The sequence below is a fragment of the Pedococcus sp. P2_E5 genome, from assembly GCF_056403895.1.
Genome location: NZ_JBFUEP010000005.1, coordinates 1 through 23,846, shown reverse-complemented (window position 1 = coordinate 23,846; position 23,846 = coordinate 1). Strand labels below are relative to the sequence as shown.

The window sequence follows — 23,846 nt, the reverse complement described above, 5'->3', positions numbered from 1 at the left end:
GGCCACACCTGACCGGTGGCTGCCCCGCACGCCGCGGGGCAGCCACCGTCCCGCGTCAGCTGTGTCGCGGGGCTAGAGTCCGCCCGTGGAGTGTCTGTTCTGCCGAATCGTCGACGGCGCGGTTGCCGCGACCGTCGTGCTCGACGAGCCGTTCACCCTGGGCTTCCTCGACACCAGACCGGTCTTCAAGGGCCACGTGCTGCTCGTCCCCAAGATCCACGTCGACACGCTCGTGGATCTGCCCGCTGAGCTGCTCCCCGTGCTGATGGGGGCGGCCCAGCGGATGTCCGGGGCCGTCGTCGGCGGCCTGGGGGCGCAGGGCTCGTTCGTCGCGGTCAACAACGTGGTGTCGCAGTCCGTGCCGCACCTGCACGTGCACGTCGTCCCCCGTACCAAGGGCGACGGGCTCCGCGGCTTCTTCTGGCCGCGGACGAAGTACGGCTCGGACGCCGAGGCCCAGGAGTATGCCGCGCGGCTGGCTTCCGCCCTCCCGCCCCCACCCTCCTGACTCGCCCGACCCCCCGAGTCTGAAGGATCTGCCGGGCCAGGACCCGCACCATCCTTCAGAGTCGGGCGCTGGGCGGGTCGGCTGTCGGTGGTGGCTGGCAGGATCAGCAGCGTGCGCAGCCACACCGTGATGCCCTCGCCGATCGGCGAGATCACCCTCGTCGCCGAGGACGGCGCCCTCGTCGGGTGCTTCATGGATCTGCCCGACCGCGACCCGGCCGCCGACGAGGGCCTGGGTGTGTCCGCCGAGGACGGGTCTGCTGACCCGGTGCTGGGGGAGGCGGTGGTCCAGCTCACCGAGTACTTCGCCGGGGAGCGCACCGAGTTCACCCTGCCGCTGGCACCCAGGGGAGACGCCTTTCAGCAGCAGGTCTGGGGGCTGCTTCGCGAGATCCCCTACGGCCGGACCCGCAGCTATGGCGACCTCGCCCGGGCGCTGGGGGACGTCAGCCTCAGCCAGCGGGTCGGGTGGGCCAACGGCCGCAACCCCCTCGGCATCATCGTGCCGTGCCACCGGGTCATCGGGGCCGACGGCAGCCTTGTCGGCTATGCGGGGGGACTGCACCGCAAACGCTTCCTGCTCGCCCTGGAGGAGCCTCCCGCGGACGAGGCCGATCGCCTCTTCTGAGCCTCGTTCGCTGCCGCCACGGTGGGGACAGTGTGGTTTGTGCCCGTTTGGTGATCGGCCGTTCGTCTGGCATTGGCCCCAACTGTCCGCACCGACCACCGGACCAAGGGAACGATGCCGTGCGGAAGGAGGCGGCCGATGCACAGGCACCAGCTGGGTCCAGCGGCGGTTGCCGTGGTGGCGATGGCCGTGCTGAGCGCCTCCGCGCCCCTTGCCTCGGCTGATCTGGCGCCCTGGGGGCAGCGCCCACCTGCCTCGCCAGGGCAACTCGTCGAAACAGGCCCGGCGCTGATCGCCTTCGATGACCTCGCCCCGGCCGAGGCCGTGGCCCGTTTCGGTGCCCGGACCGCCATCTCCGCTGCGTCGGGAACGGCGAAGCCGAAGCTGCCGCGTCCGCCGCGCACTGGGGCAGCCGGGAGTGCGCCCCCGGCGGGGTCCCCCCAGGCCGTGCTCGCGGCGGCATACCGCAGGGCGGTGTCCCGAGCGGCACGCGGCTGCCACCTGCAGGTGGCTCACCTCGCCGCCATCGGCCAGGTGGAGTCCGGCTCGATCGGCGGCCGTTCGGTCACGGCCGACCATCGGGTCGCGCCCGCGATCTATGGCCCGCTGCTCGACGGCGGCCCGTTCGCGGTGGTGCACGACAGTGACGGGGGCGCCATCGACGGGGCGTCCGACTACGACCGCGCCGTAGGGCCACTGCAGTTCCTGCCGGGCTCGTGGAGCTGGGCAGGTCGCGACGGAGACGGTGACGGTCGACGTGACCCGCAGAACGTCTTCGACGCGGCGCTCGCCGCGGCCGACTACCTGTGTCGGGGTGGTCGCGACCTCGCGCGTGCCGGCGACCTGCGGAGCGCCGTGCTGTCCTACAACCAGTCGGGCGCCTACCACTCGGCCGTGCTGGAGTGGGTGTCCTACTTCCAGCGCCACGGCCTGGCCGCGCTGGTCACCGTGGCGTTCCGGGTGGGGTCGGGGGGTCGGGCCAGTGCTCTGACCGTCGCCACGCCAGATCCCAGCCCACCCACGAGCGCGCCGGGCGCCACGGCCGCGAAGCCGGCGTCGACCGGATCCAGCCCCTCCACCGGCTCGGCCGGCCCGGCGACGCCGACCTCGACCTCGACGGTCCCGCCGGCGGCCACCCCCACCCCGCCTGCCCCCACCCCGCCTGCCCCCGCCGACCAGCCGTCGCCGCACCCGACCACACCCGCGCCTTCGCCCACACCCACCACACCCGAGCCCGCAGACCCTGGGCCTGCCGACCCGGAGCCGACACCCACACCTACCGAGGGTGACGGCACCCGCTGAACCTCCGCGGGCCGCTTCCCGCCAGAGCGTGAGACGGTGGCGTGATGCGCGTCGCACTGCGCGCACGGGTGAGCCGGAACGGCAACCGGCGGGACTAGGCTGGTTGTAGCAAGAGGCTGGTCCACACAACAAACGTCAGCGAGGACGGCACACCCACTGGGGTGGCCGTCCTTCGTCTTTCACAGGAGAGTGTTGGTATGACCTCGCAGCAGGTACCCGCAACGCCCCGCCACCGCGTCGTCGTGGTCGGTTCCGGCTTCGGCGGGCTCTTCGGCACCCAGGCGCTCAAGCGCGCCGAGGTCGACGTCACGCTCATCGCCAAGACCACGCACCACCTCTTCCAGCCGCTGCTCTACCAGGTGGCGACCGGCATCCTCTCCGAGGGTGAGATCGCCCCGGCGACCCGCGAAGTCCTTGCCCGCCAACGCAATGCGCGCGTCCTGCTCGGCACAGTGACCCACATCGACCTGGCCGCGAAAACGGTCACTTCGCGCGTCCTCGACCGTGACACGGTGACGCCCTACGACACCCTCCTCGTCGCAGCCGGCGCGGGTCAGTCCTACTTCGGCAACGACCACTTCGCCCAGTTCGCCCCGGGCATGAAGTCGATCGACGACGCGCTCGAGCTCCGCGGCCGCATCTTCGGGTCGTTCGAGTGGGCGGAGCTCGCGAGCACCCCCAAGGAGATCGAGCGGCTCATGACGTTCGTCGTCGTGGGCGCCGGACCGACAGGGGTCGAGATGGCCGGCCAGATCGCCGAGCTGTCGCGCCGCACTCTGCGCAAGGACTTCCGCAACATCGACACCAGCCGGGCGCGCATCGTGCTGCTCGACGCCGCCCCCACCGTGCTCGGCGCCTTCGGCGACCGGCTCGGCGCCAAGGCTGCCAAGCGGCTCGCCGAGATCGGGGTCGAGGTCCAGCTGGGCGCGAAGGTGACCGGCGTCGACGCCACCGGCATCGACGTCGAGGACGCCGACGGCACCCAGCGCCGGATCGAGTCCGTCTGCAAGGTGTGGGCGGCCGGCGTGCAGGCCTCCGAGCTCGGTGCGCAGCTGGCCGGACAGTCCGGGGCCCAGCTCGACCGCGCCGGGCGCATCGCCGTCAACGACGACCTCACGCTGCCCGGTCATCCCGAGGTGTTCGTGGTCGGCGACATGGCGTCGCTCAAGGGGTACCCCGGCGTCGCCCAGGTCGCCATCCAGGGGTCGCGCTACGCCGCCGAACAGATCAAGCGGCGCCTGGCCGGCAAGGAGCCGAAGGGCCCGTTCGAGTACCACGACAAGGGCTCGATGGCGACGATCTCCCGGTTCAGCGCGGTCGCCTCGATCGGCAACCTCCGCTTCACCGGGTTCATCGCGTGGCTGCTGTGGCTGGCGGTGCACCTCGTCTACATCATCGGGTTCAAGCACCGGCTCACCACGCTCCTGCACTGGACAGTGAGCTTCCTCGGCCGCGGACGGTCCGAGCGCACCGTGACCGAGCAGCAGGTCTTCGCGCGCACGGCGATCGAGCAGCTCGGTTCGGGGTATGCGCCCTCGCTCCCGAGGGTCCCGGCTGACAAGCGACCGCCGGCCCAGTCGGTCGCGCAGGCCCGCGACGAGGGCAGCCGCACCCTCTGAACGACCTCGACACGCACGCTGCGGAGCGTCGGGACGGTGACCGGTGCGTGAGATACCGCGTGCTCCACGGACGACTCGCCTAGGGTTGCGCCATGCCGCTGGACTACCCGATCCACGAGAAGACACTGGCCAACGGCCTGCGGGTCGTCGTGTCACCGGACGCCTCCGTGCCCACCGTGACCGTCAACATCTGGGTGAACGTCGGCTCGCGCCACGAGCTGACCGGCCGCACCGGCTTCGCCCACCTCTTCGAGCACCTGATGTTCCAGGGGTCCCGGCACATCGCGAGCGGTGAGCACTTCACCCGGCTGATGGCCGAGGGTGGTCGGCTCAACGCGACGACGTGGTTCGACCGCACCAACTACTTCGAGACCGTGCCCAAGGGCGCCTTCGAGCTGGCGCTGTGGATGGAGGCGGACCGGCACGGGCACCTCCTCGACGCCGTCACGCAGGACAACCTCGACAACCAGCGCGACGTCGTCAAGGAGGAGAAGCGCCAGCGCTACGACAACGTCCCCTACGGCACGGCCCTCATCGAGGTGTATGCCGCGGTGTTCCCTCCGGGCCACCCCTACCACCACCCCACGATCGGGTCGATGGAGGATCTCGACGCCGCCAGCCTCGAGGACGTGCACGCCTTCTTCCGTCGCTACTACGGACCCAACAACAGCGTGCTCACCCTGGTCGGCGACCTCACGCCGGACGAGGGCTTCGCGGCAGCCGAGCGCTACTTCGGCCACCTCCCGGCCTCGGCCGAGCCAGCTCGACCCCCCGTGGCACCCCTCGAACCGGTCAGCGAACCGGTGCGGGTGGACCGGCCGGGCAACGTCCCGAACGACCGGATGCACATCGCCTTCCGGCTCCCGGTCGACAACACGGACGAGTTCTTCGCGGCGGGACTGGCCATCGACGCCCTCGGCGGCCTGTCGACCTCGCGCCTGGTGCAGCGCCTGGTCCGGCGTGAGCAGGTCGCCAACGCGGTGCAGGCCCACGCCATGGGGTTCGTCGACGGGGTGTCCCTGGGCTTCCTCGTCATCGACGTCGCCGACGGCCAGGACCCCGAGGCGGTGGAGGCTGCGGTGGTCGAGGAGCTGGTGCGGTTCGCGGCGGAGGGTCCGACCGAGGTCGAGATGGAGTCCGCGATGGCGCAGTCCGAACGCTCGTGGCTCTCTGCCCTCGCCGGCCAGGAGGAGCGGGCCGACCTGATCAGCCAGCACGTCCTGCTCCATGGTGACGGACAGTTCGTCAACACGTTCCTCGACCGGATCGGGGATGTCGGCGTCGACGACGTGCGTGCCGCGGCTGCCAGGTGGCTGCGGCCCGAGAGCCGCGTGGTGGTGCGTCACCTCGCCGTCCGCGACGAGGAGGAGGTGGCATGACTTCGGTGAGCGAGGCAGCCGACCGGGTGTCCGACGAGACACCACCGCGCCCGGAGGTGCATCCGCCGGAGCGGTGGCGGTTCGCCGCCCCGCAGCGACACATCCTGGCCAACGGCATCGAGCTGCTCAGCTACGACATCCCCGGCCAGTACGTCATCTCGGTGCGCACCGTGCTGCCGTTCGCGCTGTCGGTCGAGCCGCGGCCCGTTGAGGGCGTGGCCACCATCATGGCTCGGCTGCTGGACGAGGGCACGGCGGAGCACTCGCCGGAGGAGTTCGCAGAGTTGTTGGAGCGCAAGGGAATTGCGCTTGGGGCGTCGGTCACCGACGGTGGCCTGGGTGTCGACCTCGACGTGCCGAAGCGTCGTCTCGGCGACGCCCTGGACCTGCTGCGGCAGGCCCTCGCCGAGCCGGTCTTCCCCGAACCCGAGGTGGACCGGCACCGCAAGACCAGGCTGGCCCAGATCGAGCAGGAACGCGCCCTGGCGCCACAACGCGCAGCCCAGGCGTTCATCGCCACCCACTTCGACGAGGCGGACAGGGCGTCACGGCCCACGGCGGGGACGACGGACAGCATCACGGCACTGACCCGCCAGGACATCGTGGACTTCCACGCCGAGCGCGTCGGACCCACGGGCATGACGGCCGTCATCGCCGGCGACCTGTCGGGCCTGGACGTCCGCGACCTCGCCGAGACCACGCTCGGCACGTGGGCCAGCTCGACCCACGTGCCCTCCAACGGCCCGACCGAGGCCCGTCGTGCGGCGGACGCCGCCCGTGTCGTGCTCGTCGACCGACCCGGGTCGGTGCAGAGCGAGCTGCTGGTGGGGTGGACGGGTCCGGACCGTCGCGTCCCGGCCGGCTGGGCGGCATACCCCGTCCTTGGTTTCATCGTCGGTGGCTCGCCCAACGCCCGCGTCGACGCGGTCCTGCGCGAGGAGAAGGGGTACACCTACGGCATTCGCTCGGTGTTCCGCCCGCGCCGTGTCGGCGGGCTGTTCCTCACGTCCGGCTCCGTGCGGGCCGATGCGACCGTGGAGTCGGTCCGGCTGCTCCTGGACCTGCTGGCATCCGGGCGGGACGGCTTCAGCCCCGAGGAGGTGCGGGCCGGCGTGGACTTCATCAGCAAGACCGCGCCGGGGCGCTTCGCGACTGCCGATGCCGTCGCCGACGAGGCCGCCACGATGGCCCTCGACGGGCTCACGACGGACTTCACCACGGAGACGCTCGACGCGATGCGCGACCTGGACGGAGAGCGCCTCACGGCGGCCTACCGCGACTGGGTGCAGGGGGAGTGGACGGTGGTCATCGTCGGCGACGCCAGCACGTATGCCGACGGGGTGCGTGAGCTGGGGATCGGCGACGTGACGGTCGTCCCCGCCTGAGCGACGGTCCGGCGCAGCCGGGTGGGCACGTCGGCAGCAGGTCGAGCGCAGCCGGGCCACCGGCCCGGTGAGGGTCAGGCGCGCGCGTCCGTGCCCAGCCGGGCCAGGACCTCGTCGTGCAGCAGCCCGTTGGTGGCGACGGCGTTGCCGCCCCACGGCCCGTCCTTGCCCGCCAGCGAGGTGAACCGGCCGCCGGCCTCCGTGACGATGGGCACCAGCGCTGCCATGTCGTAGACGGCGAGGTCGGGTTCGGCGGCGATGTCGACCGCGCCCTCCGCGACGAGCATGTAGGACCAGAAGTCGCCGAACGCACGGGTCCGCCAGCAGGCGTCGGTCAGCTCGAGGAACTCCTCCTGGCGGTCGAGGTTTCGCCAGCCCTTGAGGTCGGAGTACGAGAACGACGCGTCCGACAGGTTCGAGACGGCAGAGACGTGGATCTGCTTGGCCGCGGAGAGGCTGCGCCCCGACCACGCCCCGGACCCGTTGGCCGCCCACCAGCGCCGGCCGAGGGCGGGAGCGGCCACGAGGCCGAGCACCGGCATGTCGTTGTCGACGAGCGAGATCAGCGTGGCCCAGGCCGGCACGCCGCGGACGAAGTTGTGGGTGCCGTCGATGGGGTCGATGACCCAGCGGCGCGGACCGTGCCCGGTGGTCTCGAACTCCTCGCCCTCGACGGCGTCGCGCGGACGGGTGCGCTTGAGCTGGAAGCGGACCATCTCCTCGGCCGCCTTGTCGGCGTCACTCACCAACGACAGGTCGGGCTTGGACTCCACGACGAGGTCGTGGGCGCGGAACCGGGCCATGGTGATCCGCTCGACGGCGTCCGCCAGGACATGGGCTAGGCGCAGATCATCGTCGTAGGGCACCTTCCCACGCTAGCCCGTCGGCCGGTCCGGACGCGGGATGCCAGGGTCTCCCGGCGGGTGCGACGACGCCTCCGGGCGGTTGCGACGACTCGGGGGCGTTCTACACGAAATAGCATCAAATAGCCCCAAAAGCCACGTGCGCCGAAGATCTGCTCTCAACAAGGCCGCAGGACGATCACGTTTTTGTCTCGGGTTGGCCCAGAGCGTCGCCTTTGCTCCCTCAGTGCCCTTTCATAGGGCCACAACACACGAACGCCCTGTGCGTTACAGGGCTGCGCCCAAATCGGTGCACAGCCCGGAACGACCGCTCATCATCTGGGCGGCAGACCCTAAGTAGGAGGACGTCAATGCGAGGAACTACTCGCACGGTCGCCATGGTTGCTGGAATCTCGTCCGTCGCGCTGCTTGCTGCAGCCTGCGGTGGCGGCAACAGCAGCGATGACACCAGCTCCAGTGCAGGCGGCAAGGCCGGCGGTACTGTCACGGTCCGCGGGTGCAACCCCCAGAACCCGCTCATCCCGAGCAACACCACCGAGACCTGTGGTGGCAACGTGCTTGAGGCCATCACCTCCAAGCTCGTGCACTACAACGCCGAGACCGGTGCCCCCGAGAACGACATCGCGGACAAGATCGACTCGACGGACAACCAGAACTTCACTGTCACCCTGAAGAAGGGCTACAAGTTCTCGGACGGCACCGAGGTCAAGGCGAAGAACTTCGTCGATGCCTGGAACTACGCCGCCTACGGCCCGAACGCCCAGTCCTCCGGCTACTTCATGGAGCCCATCGAGGGCTTCGGCGCCACCCAGTGCACCGGCGACGGCGATGACCCGTGCGCAGGCGCCGGCAAGGCCAAGGCTGAGAAGCTGACCGGTCTCGCGGTGAAGGACGACTACACCTTCACCATCAAGACGACCGAGAAGGTCTCCAACATGGCCGTCCGTCTCGGCTACTCGGCGTTCGCGCCGCTGCCGGACTCCTTCGCTGCCGACCCGGCCGCCTATGGCGAGAAGCCGGTTGGCGCTGGCCCGTTCAAGCTCGACAGCTGGACCAAGAACACCGAGATCAAGCTCAGCAAGAACGCTTCCTACTCGGGCAAGTTCCCCGGCAAGCTCGACGGCATCACGTTCAAGATCTACCAGGACGAGGACGCCGCCTACAACGACGTCATCGCCAACCAGCTTGACGTGACGGACCAGGTCCCCTCGTCCGCGATGATCGATGACAAGTACAAGACCGACCTCCCGGACCGCAACTCGCAGAAGTCCGTCGGCGTCATCCAGACCATCACCTTCGCGCCGACCAAGGTCGACCCGAACTACGCTGACCCGAAGATCCGTCAGGCCATCTCCATGGCCATCGACCGTCCGACGATCATCAAGCAGATCTTCAACAACACGCGTCAGCCCGCCACCGGCTGGGTCTCCCCGGTCGTTGACGGCTACAAGGCCAACCAGTGTGGCGAGTGGTGCACGTTCGACGCCGCCAAGGCCAAGGCCAAGCTCGACGAGGCCGGTGGCTTCAAGGGTGGCAAGATGACCCTCGCCTACAACGCCGACTCCTCGCACAAGGCGTGGACCGAGGCAACCTGCAACTCGATCAAGGGCGCCCTCGGTGTCGACTGTGTCGCGACCCCGGTCGTGGACTTCGCCACCTTCCGCACCCAGATCGCCAGCAAGAAGATGAAGGGCATGTTCCGCACGGGATGGCAGATGGACTACCCGTCCATCGAGAACTTCCTCGCCCCCATCTTCAAGACTGGTGCCTCGTCCAACGATGGTGACTACAGCAACCCCGAGTTCGACAAGCTCCTCAACGAGGCTGCTGCTCAGACGGACCCGGCTCAGGCCAACGCCAAGTACCAGGAGGCCGAGGCACTGCTCGCCAACGACATGCCGGCCATCCCGATGTGGTACTCGACGGCCACCTTCGGCTGGTCCAACAAGGTCACCGGCGTGAAGATCACCRCATTCGGCACGATCGACTTCGAGAGCCTCTCGCTCAAGTAAGTCGCCCGGACCGCCCACCTCGGCCCGACGGCCTGTCCGGGGTCAGCCAGGGGCAATCCTCCTGATGACCCCGCACCGTCCAAAACGACTATGTTGTGACAAGCACGGGCGCGCACGTCTGGCCCGCAACGGCTTGTCCAGCCACGCCACCGGGAACACCCCACCCGACGGCGTCATAGAGAGGGAGGTGACGTGTACAAGTACATCCTTCGGAGACTTCTCCAGATGATCCCGGTGCTGCTTGGATCCACGTTCATTATCTTTGCCATGGTTTTCGCCCTGCCCGGAGATCCCACAGCAGGCATGTGCGGTGAGCGTCCCTGTGCGCCGGCCTTCGTGGCCAAGTTCCGGGCCGAGCACAACCTCAACGACCCACTGCCGACGCGTTACGCCAAGTACATGGGCAACATCGCCCAGGGCGACCTCGGCACCACCTTCCGCAACATCAAGGTGGCGGACGAGCTCAAGCAGCGTTACCCCACCACCGCCAAGCTGGCTGGCATGGCGATCCTCTTCGAGACGATCATCGGCGTCATCGCGGGTGTGCTGGCGGGGATACGCAAGGGCAAGTTCATGGACAACCTCGTCCTCGTGAGCACCCTGTTCGTGATCGCCATCCCCATCTTCGTCATCGGCGCGACGCTGCAGTACTACCTCGGCGTCAAATGGGGCCTTCGACCAGTGACGGTCTCCTCCGAGGCGACGTTCAACGAGCTGCTGCTCCCCGCCTTCGTGCTCGGTAGCGCCTCGATCGCCTACGTCGCCCGACTGACCCGCACCAACCTGGTGGAGAACCTCCGCGCGGACTACCTGCGCACGGCCATCGCCAAGGGCCTGACCCGTCGGCGGGCCATCGGCCTGCACGCGCTGCGCAACTCGTTGATCCCGGTCGTCACCTTCATCGGCGCCGACTTCGGTGGGCTCCTCGGTGGCGCCATCGTCACCGAGCGCATCTTCAACATCCAGGGCGTGGGCGGCTACCTGTTCACCGGCATCCACAACCGCGACGGCGTGTCCGTCGTGGGGACGGTGACGGTTCTGGTGCTGGTGTTCCTGCTCGTCAACCTGCTCGTCGACCTCCTGTACGGCGTGCTCGACCCGAGGATCAGCCATGACTGAGGCATCGACCATTGCCGTTGGCGCCGAGACCGGCGCCGCCGCCCCAGGACACGACGAGGCGCGTTCGCTCACCTCCGACGCCTGGCGGTCCCTCAAGAAGAACCCCATCTTCTGGGTCTCGATGGCCCTCATCGTGGTGTTCCTGCTGATGGCCGTGTGGCCGGCGCTGTTCACCAACGTCGACCCGGCCGACGCGGTGCTCAAGGAGGCGCGTGAGCGTCCCAACGCCAGCGCCTGGTTCGGACGTGACATCCAGGGCTACGACATCTACTCGCGCACCATCTACGGTGCACGTGCGTCGATCCTCGTCGGTGTGTTCGCGTCGATCGCGACCGTGCTCATCGGTGGTGCCATGGGCATCGTCGCCGGCTACTACGGTGGCTGGCTCGACGCCGTTGTTTCCCGGGTCACGGACATCTTCTTCGCCATCCCGCTGCTGCTCGGCGGCATCCTGTTCATGGCGACCTTCCCCAACGACGTCGAATCGCCCTACCTGCTCGTGGTGGGCAAGGTCGTGCTGGTCCTGTCGATCTTCGGCTGGCCGGGACTGGCGCGCCTCATGCGTTCCAGCGTGCTGCAGGTCAAGCCCAACGACTACGTGCAGGCCGCCCGTGCCCTCGGAGCCACCCCGTGGCGGATCATCCGCGCGCACGTGCTCCCGAACGCACTGGCACCGATGATCGTCGTCGCGACCATCAACCTGGGTGTGTTCATCGCCGTCGAGGCGACCTTGAGCTTCCTCGGCATCGGGTTGACGCCGCCGGCGATCTCCTGGGGTGTGGCCATCTCCGACGCCATCGTGGCGTTGCGGACGACCCCGCACATCCTGTTGTTCCCCAGCCTCTTCCTGAGTCTGGCGGTGCTGGCCTTCATCATGCTCGGCGACGCCGTGCGCGATGCCTTCGACCCGAAGTCGCGCTGAGCGGGAGAGACGACACATGACAACCTCTGAAACCATGGCTCGCGAGTCCGCGAAGTCCTCCGGCCAGACCTACACGCCCAAGGACGGGCTGCTGCTCGAGGTGGAGGACCTCCACGTCGAGTTCCACACCCCCGACGGCATCGCCCGGGCGATCAACGGCGTCAACTTCGACCTCTTCGAGGGCCAGACCCTGGCCATCCTCGGGGAGTCGGGTTCGGGCAAGTCCGTCACGGCGCAGGCGATCATGGGCATTCTCGACATGCCGCCGGCGGTCATCCCCAAGGGTCAGATCCGCTACTGCGGCCAGGACCTGCTGACGATGCCCGACGAGCAGCGCCGACGCACCCGTGGCCCGGAGATCTCGATGGTCTTCCAGGACGCGCTGTCCTCGCTGAACCCCGTGTTCCCGGTGGGGTGGCAGATCGCCGAGATGTTCCGGGTCCACCGCGGCATGAACAAGTCCGACGCCCTCGAGCGTGCGGTCAAGCTCATGCAGCGGGTGCAGATCCCGGCCGCCAAGGAGCGCGTGGGGGCCTACCCCCACCAGTTCTCCGGCGGCATGCGTCAGCGCATCATGATCGCGATGGCCATCGCGCTCGACCCGGCGGTCCTGATCGCCGACGAGCCGACCACCGCCCTGGACGTCACCGTCCAGGCGCAGATCATGGCGCTGCTGCAGGAGCTGCAGGAGGAGCGCCAGATGGGGCTCATCCTCATCACCCACGACCTGGGCGTCGTGGCGAACGTCGCCGACAAGATCGCGGTGATGTATGCCGGTCGGATCGTCGAGCGCGCGGACGTCTACGACCTGTACCGCCAACCCGGACACCCGTACACCAAGGGCTTGTTGGAGTCGATCCCGCGCCTGGACCAGAAGGGGCAGCAGCTCGCCGCCATCGGTGGCCTGCCGCCGAACCTGATGCGCATCCCGGACGGGTGTGCCTTCAACCCGCGGTGCAAGTTCGCCCAGGACGTGTGCCGCGAGGACCGTCCTGCCCTGCTCGAGGTCGCTCCCGGCCGAGAGAGCGCCTGCCACTTCGCCGAGGAGGTCCTCCATGGCTGAGGCCATTCTGACTGCGACCGACCTGGTCAAGTACTACCCCATCAAGGGCGGCGTGCTGCGCCGCACCGTGGGCCACGTGAAGGCCGTCGACGGCGTCAGCTTCGAGCTCCTCAAGGGTGAGACGCTGGGCATCGTCGGTGAGTCCGGGTGTGGCAAGTCCACCCTCGGCCGCCTGCTGATGCGCCTGGAGGAGCCCACCTCGGGCTCCGTCGTGTTCGACGGTGTCGACATGTACGCGCAGAAGGGTCGCGCGATGCGCAAGCTGCGTCGCGACATCCAGATCGTGTTCCAGGACCCCTACACGTCGCTCAACCCTCGCAAGACCGTGGGCGACATCGTGGGAGAGCCGTTCGACATCCACCCCGACGTGGTGCCCCGGAAGGGTCGCCGCAAGGCCGTGCAGGACCTGCTCGACCTCGTGGGCCTCAATCCCGAGCACATCAACCGCTACCCCCACCAGTTCTCCGGTGGACAGCGGCAGCGCATCGGCATCGCCCGAGGCATCGCGCTGAACCCGAAGGTGCTGATCTGCGACGAGCCGGTCTCCGCACTGGACGTCTCGGTGCAGGCCCAGGTCGTCAACCTGATGGAGAAGCTCCAGGACGAGCTCGGCCTGTCCTACATCTTCATCGCGCACGACCTCTCCGTGGTCCGGCACATCTCCGACCGTGTCGGTGTGATGTACCTCGGCAAGATGGCAGAGCTGGGGGAGGAGGACGACATCTACGGTCGTCCCACCCACCCCTACACCCAGGCCCTGCTGTCCGCGGTACCGGTGCCCGACCCGACGCTGCGCGACAAGAAGGAGCAGATCGTCCTCAAGGGCGACGTCCCCTCGCCGGCCAACCCGCCGTCGGGCTGCCGGTTCCACACCCGGTGCTGGAAGGTCCAGGACAAGTGCAAGACCGACATCCCGCTGCTCGAGCTGCGCCCCGACGGCGCCGGCGAGCACCTGTCGGCCTGCCACTTCGCCTCGCCGCGCGAGATCATCGAGACGATCGACGTGTCCGACGCGGCCTCGGTCACGTTCGACTCGGGTCTGCGCGACGACTCGTCGCTCGAGCCCGTCGGTGACGGCCCGACGGACTCCTGACCGCGAGCACACGGCATACGACGACGGCGCCGTTCCCCATCAGGGGGGCGGCGCCGTCGCCGTCCCCTCCTCAGAGGCGCCGGTTGAGGGAGAACACGCGTCCCAGCAGCGGCATGAGCACGATGTTGAGGCCGTGCAGGATGCCGATGATGAGGAGTATGCCGCCGATGCGGCCGAGCTCCCACGTCACCTGTTCGGCGGTGACCTCCTCGGTGGCTGCGTTGTGCCAGTCGAGCTGGGGGGACACGTGCAGCGAGAACAGGATGTAGGCCGCGAAGATCAGGTAGTAGACGATGTCGGTGAGCACGATGTAGCTCTTGCCGGTCAGCGGGTTGTCGTGGAAGACGTCGGCGGCGTAGGCCCGGCCGAACCGCTTGATGAACGGGCCGAGCCACAGGGCGATGCCGAGCAGGGCGAGGTTGGTCCCCACCTCGAGAATCCACCAGGGCATGTGCAGTCCTCTCTCGTCTCTGGGGGTGAGGGTCAGCAATGTGGTCACCGAGCCGGCCAGGGCCACGACCCAGGCCGTCCCGACCCGACGGACCCGCCGTCGCCGGGCGCGGTCGTGGTCGATGCCTTCGACCACCCGCGCGAACAGGTCGGGCGACGGGGTGTGCACCCGGCCTTCGGCGGTCAGCGCATCATGGAGGCGATCTTCGAGCGCGCTCATCGCGTCTCCTCCAAGGTGGCAGCCAGGGACCTCAGGCCGCGTTGCAGATGGGTCTTGACCGAGTTGGGTGAGAGCCCGAGGGTCTTGGCGATCTCCTCGACCGACAGCTCGAGGTAGTACCGCAGGGCCACACAGTCCCGCTGTCGACGGGGCAGGTCGTGCAGGGCCGCGACCACCTCGAGGCGCGACTCACGAGACGCCGCGGTCTCCTCTGCCGAGGGCTCGTCCGGTATCGCCGGTGGCCGGTGCCGTAGGGACACCAGGCCGCGCCGGTTGTGGTCACGGGCGAGGTTGATGACGATCGAGCGCAGGTAGGCGGCAGCTCGCTCGGGGTCGCGGATGCGCTGGGCGCTGCGGGACAAGCGGATGAACGCCTCCTGGACGAGGTCCTCGGCCGCGGTGCGGTCCTGGACGAAGAAGCGGGCGAGGGTCACCAGTCGGGCGCCCTCGGCAACGAACAGGGCCGAGACCAAGGTGTCGACGTCGTCCTGCGCCGTCGACTCCCCGATGCTCCCTGTCAGCATTCCCACGGACTCCATCACCTAGACAGACGAACGAGCAGAGCCGTTGGGTGACAACCAATTTCGGTCATTTTCGGTGTCACCCGCTGCGCCGTGGTGCCGCGTCAGTCAGGTGTCAGCACCACAGTTTCACAAGGGTAAGGAGAGCACCATGGAACACTCGCAGTCATCACCTCTTTGGCGGAGGTCTGCCACCGCAGTGGCCTGTGCCGCGGTACTCGGCGTCGGCGCCGCGGTGGCACCGGCCGTCGCGGGGGCCGCCAACAACTTCCGCGGGAGTCTGCACCTGCTGCTCAGCGGCAAGGGGGCTCCGTTCGCAGACGCATCGGCCAAGCTCACTCTCGTCGGGCACGGTGACGACTCCACCGCTGTGCTCGTGGTCCACGGTGTGGATCGCGCCGAGGCCGACCGCACTTTCGGTGCCCACCTGCACAGCGGACGGTGCGTCGACGGCGTCGGCTCGGCGGCCGGCCCGCACTACAACCACACCGGCCAACCGCCGACGACGATCAGCGACCAGACCGAGATCTGGCTCGACTTCACGGTGGACGACGAGGGCAATGCGAACGCGGTCGCCCACGTTCCCTTCGTGCCGACACCGGGCCAGAGGTCGGTGGTGATCCACGAGCGGGCCACCGCTGCCAACGGCACGGCCGGCGACAGGATCGCGTGCCTCCCAGTGGAGTGGTGATGACAGTGCTCTCACGGCACGCGGTGCTCCGCACCGCCCTCATCGGCTTCGGCCTGGGGGCGGTGTGGGGTGTGGCCGCGAGGGTGTGGATGCGACTGGTGTCGACCAGCCCGGAGTTCAGCTGGTCGGGCACCCTGATGATCGTGGGCGTGGCCGCCGTCTTCGGGTTGCTCGTTGCCCTGTCTTGGCAGGCACGCCAGGCGACCGGTCGGCGTCGGTGGCTCAGGTTCCTCTTCGTGCCCGGGCTCATCCTGTTCGCCGGTCAGGGTGCTCCGCTGGCGCCGGGATTCCTCGTCGCCGGGCCGCTGCTGCGCCGCCACGGGCCGTTGGCGCGGCTGGGCACCGTCGTGGCTGTCGTCGGACCGGGCGTCCTGCTCTGGTGGTCGGAGCGCCTGGACGACGACACGATGCTGGCTGCACCGCTACACGTGCAGATCGGCCTGCTGTTCGGAATGCCTGTCGTGGCAACGGCATTGGCGCTTGCCGGACATCTGGTCATGGGACCTCTGCCCGACGGCGCTCACTCGGTGTCGCCCGAACGTGCGCGCAGCAGCCGACGCAGGGACTCCAGTCTCGAGGTGCCGGCCGGGCCTGCCTGACCCGAGGCAACCCACGCGTCGAGGGCACACTCCTCCTCGTCGTGGCCGCAGCCGCGAGGACACTGCGAGGTGCCGGGCTCGAGGTCGGGGAAGTGCTGGATGATCCGTGCGAGGTCGACGTGGGCCAGACCGAACGACCGGACCCCCGGGGTGTCGATGACCCACCCCGCCTCGGCGGGAAGTCGCAGTGCGACAGCCGAGCTCGAGGTGTGGCGACCCCGACCGGTGAAGTCGTTGACGATCCCCGTCGCTCGGCGGGCGTCCGGGACCAGGCCGTTCACGAGTGTCGACTTGCCGACACCCGAGTGCCCGATGAAGACGCTGATCCGGTCGAGCAGCTGCTCGTGCAGCCGTTCGAGACCCTCGAACCCGGACTCCCCGGTCGCGGTCACGACGTAGCGGACGTTGAGTGGCGCGTAGTTGGCGAGAAAGGCGTCGGCGTCGGCGAGGTCGGCCTTGGTCAGCACGAGCAAGGGGTCGAGGCCGGCGTCGTAGGCCGCGACGAGGCAGCGGTCGATCATGCGGGGGCGCGGCTCCGGGTTGGCCAGCGCGGTGACGATCACGAGCTGGTCGGCATTGGCGACGATCACCCGCTCGACTGGATCGGTGTCGTCCGCGGTGCGACGCAGCACCGAGCGTCGGGGGGTGAGGCGGACGACGCGGGCCAGGCCGTCGGGATTGCCCGAGGTGTCGCCGACCAGCTCGACGTCGTCACCGACCACGATTCCCTTGCGTCCCAGCTCGCGTGCCTTCATCGCGGTCACGATGCGTTCCGGCGACGCCTTCCCACCACTGCCGGTGCCACTATTGCCTTTGCCACCAACGCCTTTGCCCACGAGGACCGTGTAGCGGCCCCGGTCGACTCCGATGACGAAACCCGGGACGGCGTCCTCGTGGGCGGGGCGGTCCTTGGACCTGGGGCGTGACCCGCGCTTGCTGGGACGGATCCGGACGTCGCTCTCGTCGTAGTCCGACGTGCGCCGACTCATGGGGTCGGGCCGTCGGGGTCGACGAGACCGTGCCAGAGCTCGACGAACTCGGGGAGGGTCTTGGCGACCGTGTCGGGGTCCTCGACGACCAGGCCGGGGGCGCGCAGGCCCAGGAGGGCCCCGGCCATGACCATGCGGTGGTCGGCATAGGTGTGGAACATCCCGCCGGTCAAGGGCCGCGGCGTGATGCGCAGGCCGTCCTCGGTCTCCCTCACCTCGGTTCCGCGGTCTCCGAGCTCGCGCGCCAGGGCAGCCAGTCGGTCGGTCTCGTGCCCGCGGATGTGGGCCACTCCTCGGATGACACTGGGGGAGTCGGCGAGGGCCGCCAACGCTGCGATGACTGGTGTGAGCTCGCTCGCGTCGTGGAGGTCGATGTCGATGCCGTTGATCTCACCGGTGCCCGAGACCGTGAGCCCTTCGCGGGCGAGCGAGACGTCTGCGCCCATGGTGTCGAGGATGTCGCGGATCGCGTCTCCCGCCTGGGTGGTGTGCTGCGGCCACCCCGGCACCGTGACGCGGCCACTCGTCACCAGGGCCGCGGCGAGGAACGGCGCGGCGTTCGACAGGTCGGGCTCGACCTGGACGTCGAGCCCGTTGATCTCGGACGGCTCGACCCGCCACGTGTTGGCGTCGCCGTCGTCCACGATCGCGCCGGCGTCGCGCAGCGTCTCGACCGTCATCTCGATGTGCGGCTCGGAGGGGACCGGCTTGCCCGCGTGGTGGATGGTGACCCCGCGGTCATAGCGCGGACCGGCCAGCAGGAGGGCCGAGATGAACTGCGAGGAGGAGGACGCGTCGAGGGTGACCGAGCCACCCGGCATACGCCCGGTGCCGTGGACGGTGAACGGCAAGGTGCCGCGTGACTCGTCCTCCACCTGCGCGCCGAGGACGCGAAGCGCCTCCAGCACGGGGCCCATCGGGCGCACCCGGGCCTGCTGGTCGCCGTCGAACGTCACGAGTCCCTGGGCGAGTGCCGCCACCGGTGGCAGGAAGCGCATCACGGTGCCGGCCAGGCCGCACTCGATGTGGGCGCCGCGGTCCAGGGTCGCGGGCGTGACGACCCAGTCAGGGGCGCCCGAACCGTACGCGGTGGCGTCCTCGACCCCCGCGCCGAGCTCGCGCAGGGCCTGCGCCATGAGCAGCGTGTCGCGCGAACGCAGCGGCCGGCGAAGCAGGGACGGACCGTTGGCCAGCGCCGCGAGGACGAGGAAGCGGTTGGTCAGGGACTTGCTGCCGGGCAGGGTGACGTCGGCGTCGACCCGCTGCCGGGCGGTGGGGGTGGACCAGCCGGCAGCGTCGGGGACCGAACCCGCGGTGTCGGTGCGCGATGGGTCAGGTGAGGGCATCGTGCGCCTGGGACGCGGCCAGCTTGGCCTCGCGACGTGCGGCACGCGAGGCGTGCCTGGCCTCGCGCTTGGCGCGCTTGGCCGCCCGCTTCGCCGTGTCGCCCGCCAGCCCCGCTCGGTAGGCCAGACCCGGCCGGCCCTCCGTGTCGACGCTCGCCAGCAGCAGCCCGCCGATGAGGCCGAGGTTCTTGAGGAAGTTGATCCGCTGGGCGCGCTTGACCGCGGGGTCGGTCTCGGCCCAGAACTGGTGTCCCACATAGGTGGTCGGCACCATGGCGCCGACGAGTGCCAACGACGCGAGCCGCGGCACGCGACCGGCGGCGAGGAGGGCTCCGCCGCCCACCATGGTGGCGCCGTTGGCCCGCACCAGGAGCTCGGGGTCGTTGGGCAGGCCCAGCGGCGCGAGCCGCGCGGCAAGGGGTGCGACCTTGGGGCTCAGCGCGGACGGGTGACGGAGCTGCTCGAGTCCCTGGACGACGAAGATCGCGGCGAGCAACGGTCGGGCCACGCGGCGGACGACGGTCATGTTCACTCCTGGGCTGATGCGGGCTGGTGCGGGGGTTGGTGCGGTGTTGTTCGCAGTCGCCTCCCTTCTTACCGTATGGGCAGGTCAGCGTCCCTGCGTACCCTGTCCACCATGTGCGGCCGATATGCAGCCACAGCCAATCCCGACGAGCTCGTCGAGGAGTTCGAGGTCGAGCAGGACCGGACGTCGGAGCCGGCCCGCAGCATCCTCAAGAACCCCCAGTCGCCGCCCCCGGGGACACCCGACTTCAACCTGGCGCCGAGCAAGCAGGCACCCGTGGTGCTCACCCGCGCCCCGCGCCCCACGGAGGTCGCGACCGGACAGCCCACGCCCAAGGAGGGGTATGCCGGCGACCCGCCTCCCGTGCGCCAGCTCCGGTTGCTCACGTGGGGCCTGGTGCCCAGCTGGGCCAAGGACACCAAGATCGGCATGCGGATGATCAACGCCCGTGCGGAGTCGGTCCTGGAGAAGGGGTCCTTCGCCAAGGCCGCAGCCTCACGTCGTTGCCTCGTGCCGGCCCAGGGGTGGTACGAGTGGCAGAAGTCGCCGGTCAGCACCGATGCCAAGGGAAACCCGCGCAAGCAGCCCTTCTACATGCACCGGGCAGATGGTGACGTGGTCGCGTTCGCCGGGCTCTACGAGTTCTGGCGGGACCGTGAGATCGCCGACGGTGACGACCCCGAGGCGTGGCTCACGACGTTCACCATCATCACGACGGAGGCCGAGGCCGGTCTCGATCGGATCCACGACCGACAGCCCCTGGTGCTCGAGCGCGAGGACTGGTCGACCTGGCTCGACCCGTCGGTGACCGGCCAGGACGAGGTCGCCAGGCTGCTCGCGTTCTCCGCGCCCGGGCGGTTCGAGGCCTACCCGGTCGGGACAGCCGTGTCGTCCAACCGCAGCAACGGTCCGCAGCTGATCGAGCCGGCGGGGATCGACGAGCTCGACGGCGTGGTCGATCCGATGACCGGCGAGATCATCGGGGGCGGTGCCCGGACCACCGCAGACGTGACCGGAGGGGGACCGAACCCCGCATGAGCAGGGAACGAGGCAACGAACGCGTCGTCGACGTCGAGACCCCCGGGGGGCCGGCCCGCGTCCACGTGACCCGACCGCCGCGGGCACTGGGGTCGGTGGTACTCACCCACGGCGCGGGGGGCAGCATCCGCGCCGGGGACGTGTCGGCCGTGGCAGCCGGGCTGCTTGCGGGTGGCTGGGCCGTCGCACTGGTCGAGCAGTCGTGGGTGGTGGCGGGACGCAAGCTGCCGCCACCTGCGGCCACCCAGGACCCGTCCTGGCTGGCGGTGCTCGGGCACCTCACCTCGGGACGCAGCCGACTGCCGCGGCCGCTGGTGGTGGGTGGCAAGAGCAATGGCGCACGGGTGGCGTTCCGCACGGCGCACGACACCGGCGCGGACGCGGTCCTCGCGCTGGCCTTCCCCCTCCACCCGCCGGGGAAGCCCGAGCTGTCGCGAGCCGCCGAGCTGCGCGCACCGGTGCCGCACGGCATACCGCTGCATGTCGTCCAGGGCGCGACCGACCCGTTCGGCACGCCCGCTGAGGTGCGGGCCGAGCTGCCGGAACCCTCGTGGGTCACCGTGGCGCGCGGCGGTCACGGGTTCACGAAGAAGCCGGACGACGTCGTGGCAGCCGCCCTGGCCTTCGTGACCACGCTGGGTTAGAGAGCGCCCCCGGCGGCAGTCGGGGCGGAGGCGTCCTTGCCCCCGTCGCCCACCGCTTCACGGGCGAGGTGGTCCTCGATCTGGAACCAGTCGTCACCGGCGCGCTCGGCGATGGTCAGCAGGGTGTTCATCGCAGCGACCTCCTCGACCTGCTCCTTGAGGAACCACAGCATGAACTGCTCGCCGAGGACGTCGCCCTCGGCGCGCGCCGCCCGGAAGAGCGCCTCGATCTGCCCGGTGACGGCCTTCTCCTGGGCCAGGGCCAGCTTGATCGGCGCGGTGAGGGCGTCGAAGTCGTTGCGGACCTCGTCCACGCCGGGCACGGTCAGGGCCCAGTCCCTGTCGAGCATGTACTGGACCATCATCATCGCGTGGTTACGCTCTTCGACGCTCTGCAGGTAGAAGTGCGTGGCCAGCCGGGGCAGGTCGTGGCCGTCGAACCACACGGCGATCGCGATGTACTGCTGGCTGGCGGTGAACTCGTGGCGAACCTGCTGCGTGAGCAGCTCGACGAACGAGGCTTCGGATGTGCGCGACATACCGGAAACCGTAGTGCCTGGTCCGGACGGGCTGGGCCGGGAACGCCGAGCACGGGAATGACAGCGCGGGGTGCTCCGTTGACCACTGAGACCGACCCACCCACCGATCCGCCCACGATCCAGCGCGCCGAGACACCGTCGGGCGCACCACCAGGAGTCCGCTCGTGCCCGTTCTGACCGCGCAGCCCGTCGGCGACGCCGCGCTCTCCGCCCCCGTCGCACTGGGCCTCTCCGCACCGACCGACAAGCCAGCCAAGGCCGATGCCGGGCTAGGCTGGAGGGCAATGACTGAGACACCTGCCACCGACACCATCATCGACGAGGCCACCCCTGACGCCACCGTCGACGTGGCCAGCGAGACCCCCGGCGAGCGACAGTCGCGTTTCGAGCGCGAGGCGATGCCCCTGCTGGACCAGCTGTACTCGGCGGCGCTGCGGACCACGCGGAACCCGGCCGACGCCGAGGACCTGCTCCAGGAGACCTACACCAAGGCCTTCGCCGCGTTCCACCAGTACCGCCCCGGCACGAACTTCAAGGCGTGGATGTACCGCATCCTCACCAACACGTACATCAACACCTACCGCAAGAAGCAGCGTGAGCCGCTGCAGTCCGATGCCGCCGAGATCGAGGACTACCAGCTCGCCCGTGCGGAGTCGCACACCTCGAGCGGGCTGCGCTCGGCCGAGACGGAGGCGTTGGACCACCTGCCCGACACCGAGGTGAAGCGGGCACTGCAACAGCTGCCGGAGGACTTCCGGTTGGCGGTCTACCTTGCCGACGTCGAGGGCTTCGCCTACAAGGAGATCGCCGAGATCATGGATACCCCCATCGGGACCGTCATGTCGCGGTTGCACCGCGGCCGGCGCCAGTTGCGGGAGTTGCTGACGGAGTATGCCGCCGAGCGCGGCTTTGCCACCCAGGGAGCGGACTCATGAGCTGCGAAGGACAGGGAGCGGGAGAAGCTGCGGGCTCGGACTGCTCGGAGGTGCTGCACCGCGTCTACGAGTACCTCGACGGTGAGATGACGCAGGACGACACCGTCAAGATCAAGCACCACCTCGAGGAGTGTGGGCCCTGCCTGCAGGAGTACGACCTCGACCAGGCACTCAAGGCGCTGGTCAAGCGGTCCTGCGCCTGCGAGGAGGCCCCCGTGGAGCTGCGGACCCAGATCATGGCCAGGATCACCACGATCCGCTACGAGATCTCGGAGTAGTCGCGACGGGCCCGCGAAGGTGGGCCGGCGACGGGCGCCGGGAACGGCGGCACACGACGAAGGGGCGGTCGAACCAGATGGTTCGACCGCCCCTTCGATGCGTCGTGGCGCAGGCTCAGGCGTTGGGCTTGCGGCCGTGGTTGGCCGCGTTGCCCTTGCGCGAGCGGCGCTTGCGGGCGCGCTTGCTCATGGGTCACTCCGTCAGTGGTGGTGTGGCGCGTTACGCACCGGGTGCCGGGCCAGTCTCTCACAGCCTAGAGGCGACAACGTGCCGTCGGGCCAATACCGGGAGCCATGCGGACAAACGCGGTCCAAAGGTCCGAACCAATGATGCCAAAGGTGCGATAGGACCTTCAAGGTTTGGCAAAGAACGGGCAAGGAGCGTCCCAAGGGCGGACGTTGCCCGGCATCATAGTCCTGTCCACGCACCGCACCCCTGGCGGCTCGGGACAAGTGACCGCCTGAAGTAGCCGAACGTATGAGTCGCGCCTCAGGCAGAAGGAGCACCGCCATGAAGGCGATCACCACCATCTTCGAGTCCATCCTCTCCGGCAACGACAACATCGTGTGGTCCCCCCAGGACGTCGAGTCCTCGACCGGCATGACCTCCGTGTGGAGCTGGGGCGGCTGACCCACCCTGACTGCCACCCGGGCCTAGATTGGTGCCGTGAGCACAAGTCCTGACCCGGGAGCGTCTGCGCGCAGACTGCACAACCGCGCGACCATCATCTATGTGGCGGTCGTCGTGGCTCTCGCGCTGGGGCTTGCCTCGATCGGTTGGCTGGCCACGGGTCAGCTGGGCGACATCGGCGCAGTCTTCGTCCTGTCCGGCCTGGGCATCACCAGCTGGTTGCTCCGCGAGATCGACGTCGGTTCGCGCATCCAGCTGTCGTTCCTGAGCATCATCCTGCTCACCTCTGCTGTCGTGGTTGGCCCCGTGGGGGCAGCCATCGTGGGCGCCGCCGCCGCTGTGGTCCAGAAGGAGTCACAGCCGGTCATCGTCCGCCTCTTCAATGTCGCGCTCTGCAGCTCGATCGGGTCCCTGGGTGGTCTGGTCTACCTGTGGGCCGGGGGACTGAGTGATCCCGGCGGCTCCGACTCGGCCGGTCGCATCCTGCTCCTCGTGGGGCTGCCCCTCATCGTGGCCGACGTGGCCCAGTGCCTGCTCAATGCCGCAC

25 protein-coding genes and 1 pseudogene are annotated in these 23,846 nt (G+C 69.3%); 18 read left to right on the top strand and 8 right to left on the bottom strand.

Features of this window, described 5'->3' with window-relative positions:
• Nucleotides 1-85: 85 nt before the first annotated feature.
• From AC1DVZ_RS02650 to AC1DVZ_RS02625, 6 genes are all read left to right on the top strand, one after another.
• Nucleotides 86-508: an HIT family protein gene (locus AC1DVZ_RS02650; RefSeq protein ID WP_477616634.1), complete on the top strand. Its 423-nt coding sequence runs from the start codon at nucleotides 86-88 to the stop codon at nucleotides 506-508.
• Nucleotides 509-619: 111 nt separating this feature from the next.
• Nucleotides 620-1,135, top strand: a complete 516-nt coding sequence (locus AC1DVZ_RS02645) for a methylated-DNA--[protein]-cysteine S-methyltransferase (RefSeq protein ID WP_477616633.1) — start codon at nucleotides 620-622, stop codon at nucleotides 1,133-1,135.
• 138 nt (nucleotides 1,136-1,273) lie between these two features.
• Entirely contained in the window at nucleotides 1,274-2,437 is a 1,164-nt protein-coding gene (locus AC1DVZ_RS02640; protein ID WP_477616632.1) for a lytic murein transglycosylase, read from the top strand.
• Between the two features lie 197 nt (nucleotides 2,438-2,634).
• Nucleotides 2,635-4,056 carry an NAD(P)/FAD-dependent oxidoreductase gene (locus AC1DVZ_RS02635; RefSeq protein WP_477616631.1) on the top strand — a complete coding sequence of 474 codons (1,422 nt, stop codon included), beginning with the start codon at nucleotides 2,635-2,637 and terminating at the stop codon, nucleotides 4,054-4,056.
• Nucleotides 4,057-4,148: 92 nt separating this feature from the next.
• Nucleotides 4,149-5,435: a M16 family metallopeptidase gene (locus AC1DVZ_RS02630; RefSeq protein ID WP_477616630.1), complete on the top strand. Its 1,287-nt coding sequence runs from the start codon at nucleotides 4,149-4,151 to the stop codon at nucleotides 5,433-5,435.
• The gene (locus AC1DVZ_RS02625; protein WP_477616629.1) at nucleotides 5,432-6,820 is read left to right on the top strand and encodes a M16 family metallopeptidase; all 1,389 of its coding nucleotides are present in this window, start codon (nucleotides 5,432-5,434) and stop codon (nucleotides 6,818-6,820) included. Before AC1DVZ_RS02630 ends, AC1DVZ_RS02625 begins: the two co-directional genes overlap by 4 nt.
• Nucleotides 6,821-6,894: 74 nt before the next feature.
• Here AC1DVZ_RS02625 and hisN read toward each other — a convergent pair whose 3' ends face one another.
• Nucleotides 6,895-7,686, bottom strand: coding sequence for a histidinol-phosphatase (hisN, locus tag AC1DVZ_RS02620; RefSeq protein WP_477616628.1), 792 nt, complete (start codon nucleotides 7,684-7,686; stop codon nucleotides 6,895-6,897).
• Between the two features lie 347 nt (nucleotides 7,687-8,033).
• Here hisN and AC1DVZ_RS02615 point away from each other — a divergent pair, with 347 nt between their 5' ends.
• From AC1DVZ_RS02615 to AC1DVZ_RS02595, 5 genes are all read left to right on the top strand, one after another.
• On the top strand, nucleotides 8,034-9,695 hold the full coding sequence (locus AC1DVZ_RS02615; protein ID WP_477616627.1) for a peptide ABC transporter substrate-binding protein: 1,662 nt from the start codon (nucleotides 8,034-8,036) through the stop codon (nucleotides 9,693-9,695).
• 192 nt (nucleotides 9,696-9,887) lie between these two features.
• A complete protein-coding gene (locus tag AC1DVZ_RS02610) occupies nucleotides 9,888-10,814 on the top strand; it encodes an ABC transporter permease (RefSeq protein WP_477616626.1) in 927 nt (308 codons plus the stop codon).
• Nucleotides 10,807-11,736 (top strand): ABC transporter permease, encoded by a 930-nt coding sequence (locus tag AC1DVZ_RS02605; protein ID WP_477616625.1) that lies wholly within the window; start codon nucleotides 10,807-10,809, stop codon nucleotides 11,734-11,736. Before AC1DVZ_RS02610 ends, AC1DVZ_RS02605 begins: the two co-directional genes overlap by 8 nt.
• A gap of 34 nt (nucleotides 11,737-11,770) precedes the next feature.
• Nucleotides 11,771-12,799 carry an ABC transporter ATP-binding protein gene (locus tag AC1DVZ_RS02600; RefSeq protein ID WP_477616713.1) on the top strand — a complete coding sequence of 343 codons (1,029 nt, stop codon included), beginning with the start codon at nucleotides 11,771-11,773 and terminating at the stop codon, nucleotides 12,797-12,799.
• Nucleotides 12,792-13,892 (top strand): ABC transporter ATP-binding protein, encoded by a 1,101-nt coding sequence (locus tag AC1DVZ_RS02595; RefSeq protein WP_477616624.1) that lies wholly within the window; start codon nucleotides 12,792-12,794, stop codon nucleotides 13,890-13,892. The genes AC1DVZ_RS02600 and AC1DVZ_RS02595 overlap by 8 nt, the downstream gene beginning before the upstream one ends.
• Nucleotides 13,893-13,962: 70 nt before the next feature.
• Here AC1DVZ_RS02595 and AC1DVZ_RS02590 read toward each other — a convergent pair whose 3' ends face one another.
• Entirely contained in the window at nucleotides 13,963-14,562 is a 600-nt protein-coding gene (locus AC1DVZ_RS02590) for a hypothetical protein (protein WP_477616623.1), read from the bottom strand.
• Nucleotides 14,559-15,086 (bottom strand): RNA polymerase sigma factor, encoded by a 528-nt coding sequence (locus AC1DVZ_RS02585; protein WP_477616712.1) that lies wholly within the window; start codon nucleotides 15,084-15,086, stop codon nucleotides 14,559-14,561. The genes AC1DVZ_RS02590 and AC1DVZ_RS02585 overlap by 4 nt, the downstream gene beginning before the upstream one ends.
• A 148-nt stretch (nucleotides 15,087-15,234) precedes the next feature.
• Here AC1DVZ_RS02585 and AC1DVZ_RS02580 point away from each other — a divergent pair, with 148 nt between their 5' ends.
• Complete coding sequence (locus AC1DVZ_RS02580; protein ID WP_477616622.1) at nucleotides 15,235-15,774, top strand: hypothetical protein; 540 nt, start codon at nucleotides 15,235-15,237, stop codon at nucleotides 15,772-15,774.
• A complete protein-coding gene (locus AC1DVZ_RS02575) occupies nucleotides 15,774-16,373 on the top strand; it encodes a hypothetical protein (protein ID WP_477616621.1) in 600 nt (199 codons plus the stop codon). The genes AC1DVZ_RS02580 and AC1DVZ_RS02575 overlap by 1 nt, the downstream gene beginning before the upstream one ends.
• On the opposite strand, the gene rsgA is transcribed toward AC1DVZ_RS02575, so the two are convergent.
• Genes rsgA through AC1DVZ_RS02560 form a run of 3 tightly spaced genes read right to left on the bottom strand, consistent with a single transcriptional unit; the run spans nucleotide 16,295 to nucleotide 19,234 of the window.
• Nucleotides 16,295-17,362: a ribosome small subunit-dependent GTPase A gene (gene rsgA / locus AC1DVZ_RS02570; RefSeq protein ID WP_477616620.1), complete on the bottom strand. Its 1,068-nt coding sequence runs from the start codon at nucleotides 17,360-17,362 to the stop codon at nucleotides 16,295-16,297. The two genes, AC1DVZ_RS02575 and rsgA, sit on opposite strands and share 79 nt — an antisense overlap.
• Nucleotides 17,359-18,708: a 3-phosphoshikimate 1-carboxyvinyltransferase gene (gene aroA / locus AC1DVZ_RS02565; protein ID WP_477616619.1), complete on the bottom strand. Its 1,350-nt coding sequence runs from the start codon at nucleotides 18,706-18,708 to the stop codon at nucleotides 17,359-17,361. Before aroA ends, rsgA begins: the two co-directional genes overlap by 4 nt.
• Nucleotides 18,695-19,234: a DoxX family protein gene (locus AC1DVZ_RS02560; RefSeq protein ID WP_477616618.1), complete on the bottom strand. Its 540-nt coding sequence runs from the start codon at nucleotides 19,232-19,234 to the stop codon at nucleotides 18,695-18,697. The genes aroA and AC1DVZ_RS02560 overlap by 14 nt, the downstream gene beginning before the upstream one ends.
• 111 nt (nucleotides 19,235-19,345) lie before the next feature.
• On the opposite strand from AC1DVZ_RS02560, the gene AC1DVZ_RS02555 reads away from it, so the two are divergent.
• Nucleotides 19,346-20,272, top strand: coding sequence for an SOS response-associated peptidase (locus AC1DVZ_RS02555; protein ID WP_477616617.1), 927 nt, complete (start codon nucleotides 19,346-19,348; stop codon nucleotides 20,270-20,272).
• Nucleotides 20,269-20,916, top strand: coding sequence for an alpha/beta hydrolase family protein (locus AC1DVZ_RS02550; protein ID WP_477616616.1), 648 nt, complete (start codon nucleotides 20,269-20,271; stop codon nucleotides 20,914-20,916). Before AC1DVZ_RS02555 ends, AC1DVZ_RS02550 begins: the two co-directional genes overlap by 4 nt.
• On the opposite strand, the gene AC1DVZ_RS02545 is transcribed toward AC1DVZ_RS02550, so the two are convergent.
• Nucleotides 20,913-21,455, bottom strand: coding sequence for a ferritin (locus AC1DVZ_RS02545; RefSeq protein ID WP_477616615.1), 543 nt, complete (start codon nucleotides 21,453-21,455; stop codon nucleotides 20,913-20,915). The genes AC1DVZ_RS02550 and AC1DVZ_RS02545 overlap by 4 nt on opposite strands.
• Before the next feature lie 284 nt (nucleotides 21,456-21,739).
• Here AC1DVZ_RS02545 and AC1DVZ_RS02540 point away from each other — a divergent pair, with 284 nt between their 5' ends.
• The gene (locus AC1DVZ_RS02540) at nucleotides 21,740-22,390 is read left to right on the top strand and encodes a sigma-70 family RNA polymerase sigma factor (RefSeq protein ID WP_477616614.1); all 651 of its coding nucleotides are present in this window, start codon (nucleotides 21,740-21,742) and stop codon (nucleotides 22,388-22,390) included.
• Nucleotides 22,387-22,668: a mycothiol system anti-sigma-R factor gene (gene rsrA, locus AC1DVZ_RS02535; protein WP_477616613.1), complete on the top strand. Its 282-nt coding sequence runs from the start codon at nucleotides 22,387-22,389 to the stop codon at nucleotides 22,666-22,668. Before AC1DVZ_RS02540 ends, rsrA begins: the two co-directional genes overlap by 4 nt.
• 115 nt (nucleotides 22,669-22,783) lie before the next feature.
• Here rsrA and AC1DVZ_RS02530 read toward each other — a convergent pair whose 3' ends face one another.
• Nucleotides 22,784-22,858: a 50S ribosomal protein bL37 gene (locus tag AC1DVZ_RS02530; protein ID WP_369791897.1), complete on the bottom strand. Its 75-nt coding sequence runs from the start codon at nucleotides 22,856-22,858 to the stop codon at nucleotides 22,784-22,786.
• A 477-nt stretch (nucleotides 22,859-23,335) separates the two neighbouring features.
• Between AC1DVZ_RS02530 and AC1DVZ_RS02525 the strand changes: the two are divergent.
• Nucleotides 23,336-23,846 (top strand): annotated as a pseudogene (locus AC1DVZ_RS02525) (hypothetical protein); the annotation flags it as partial.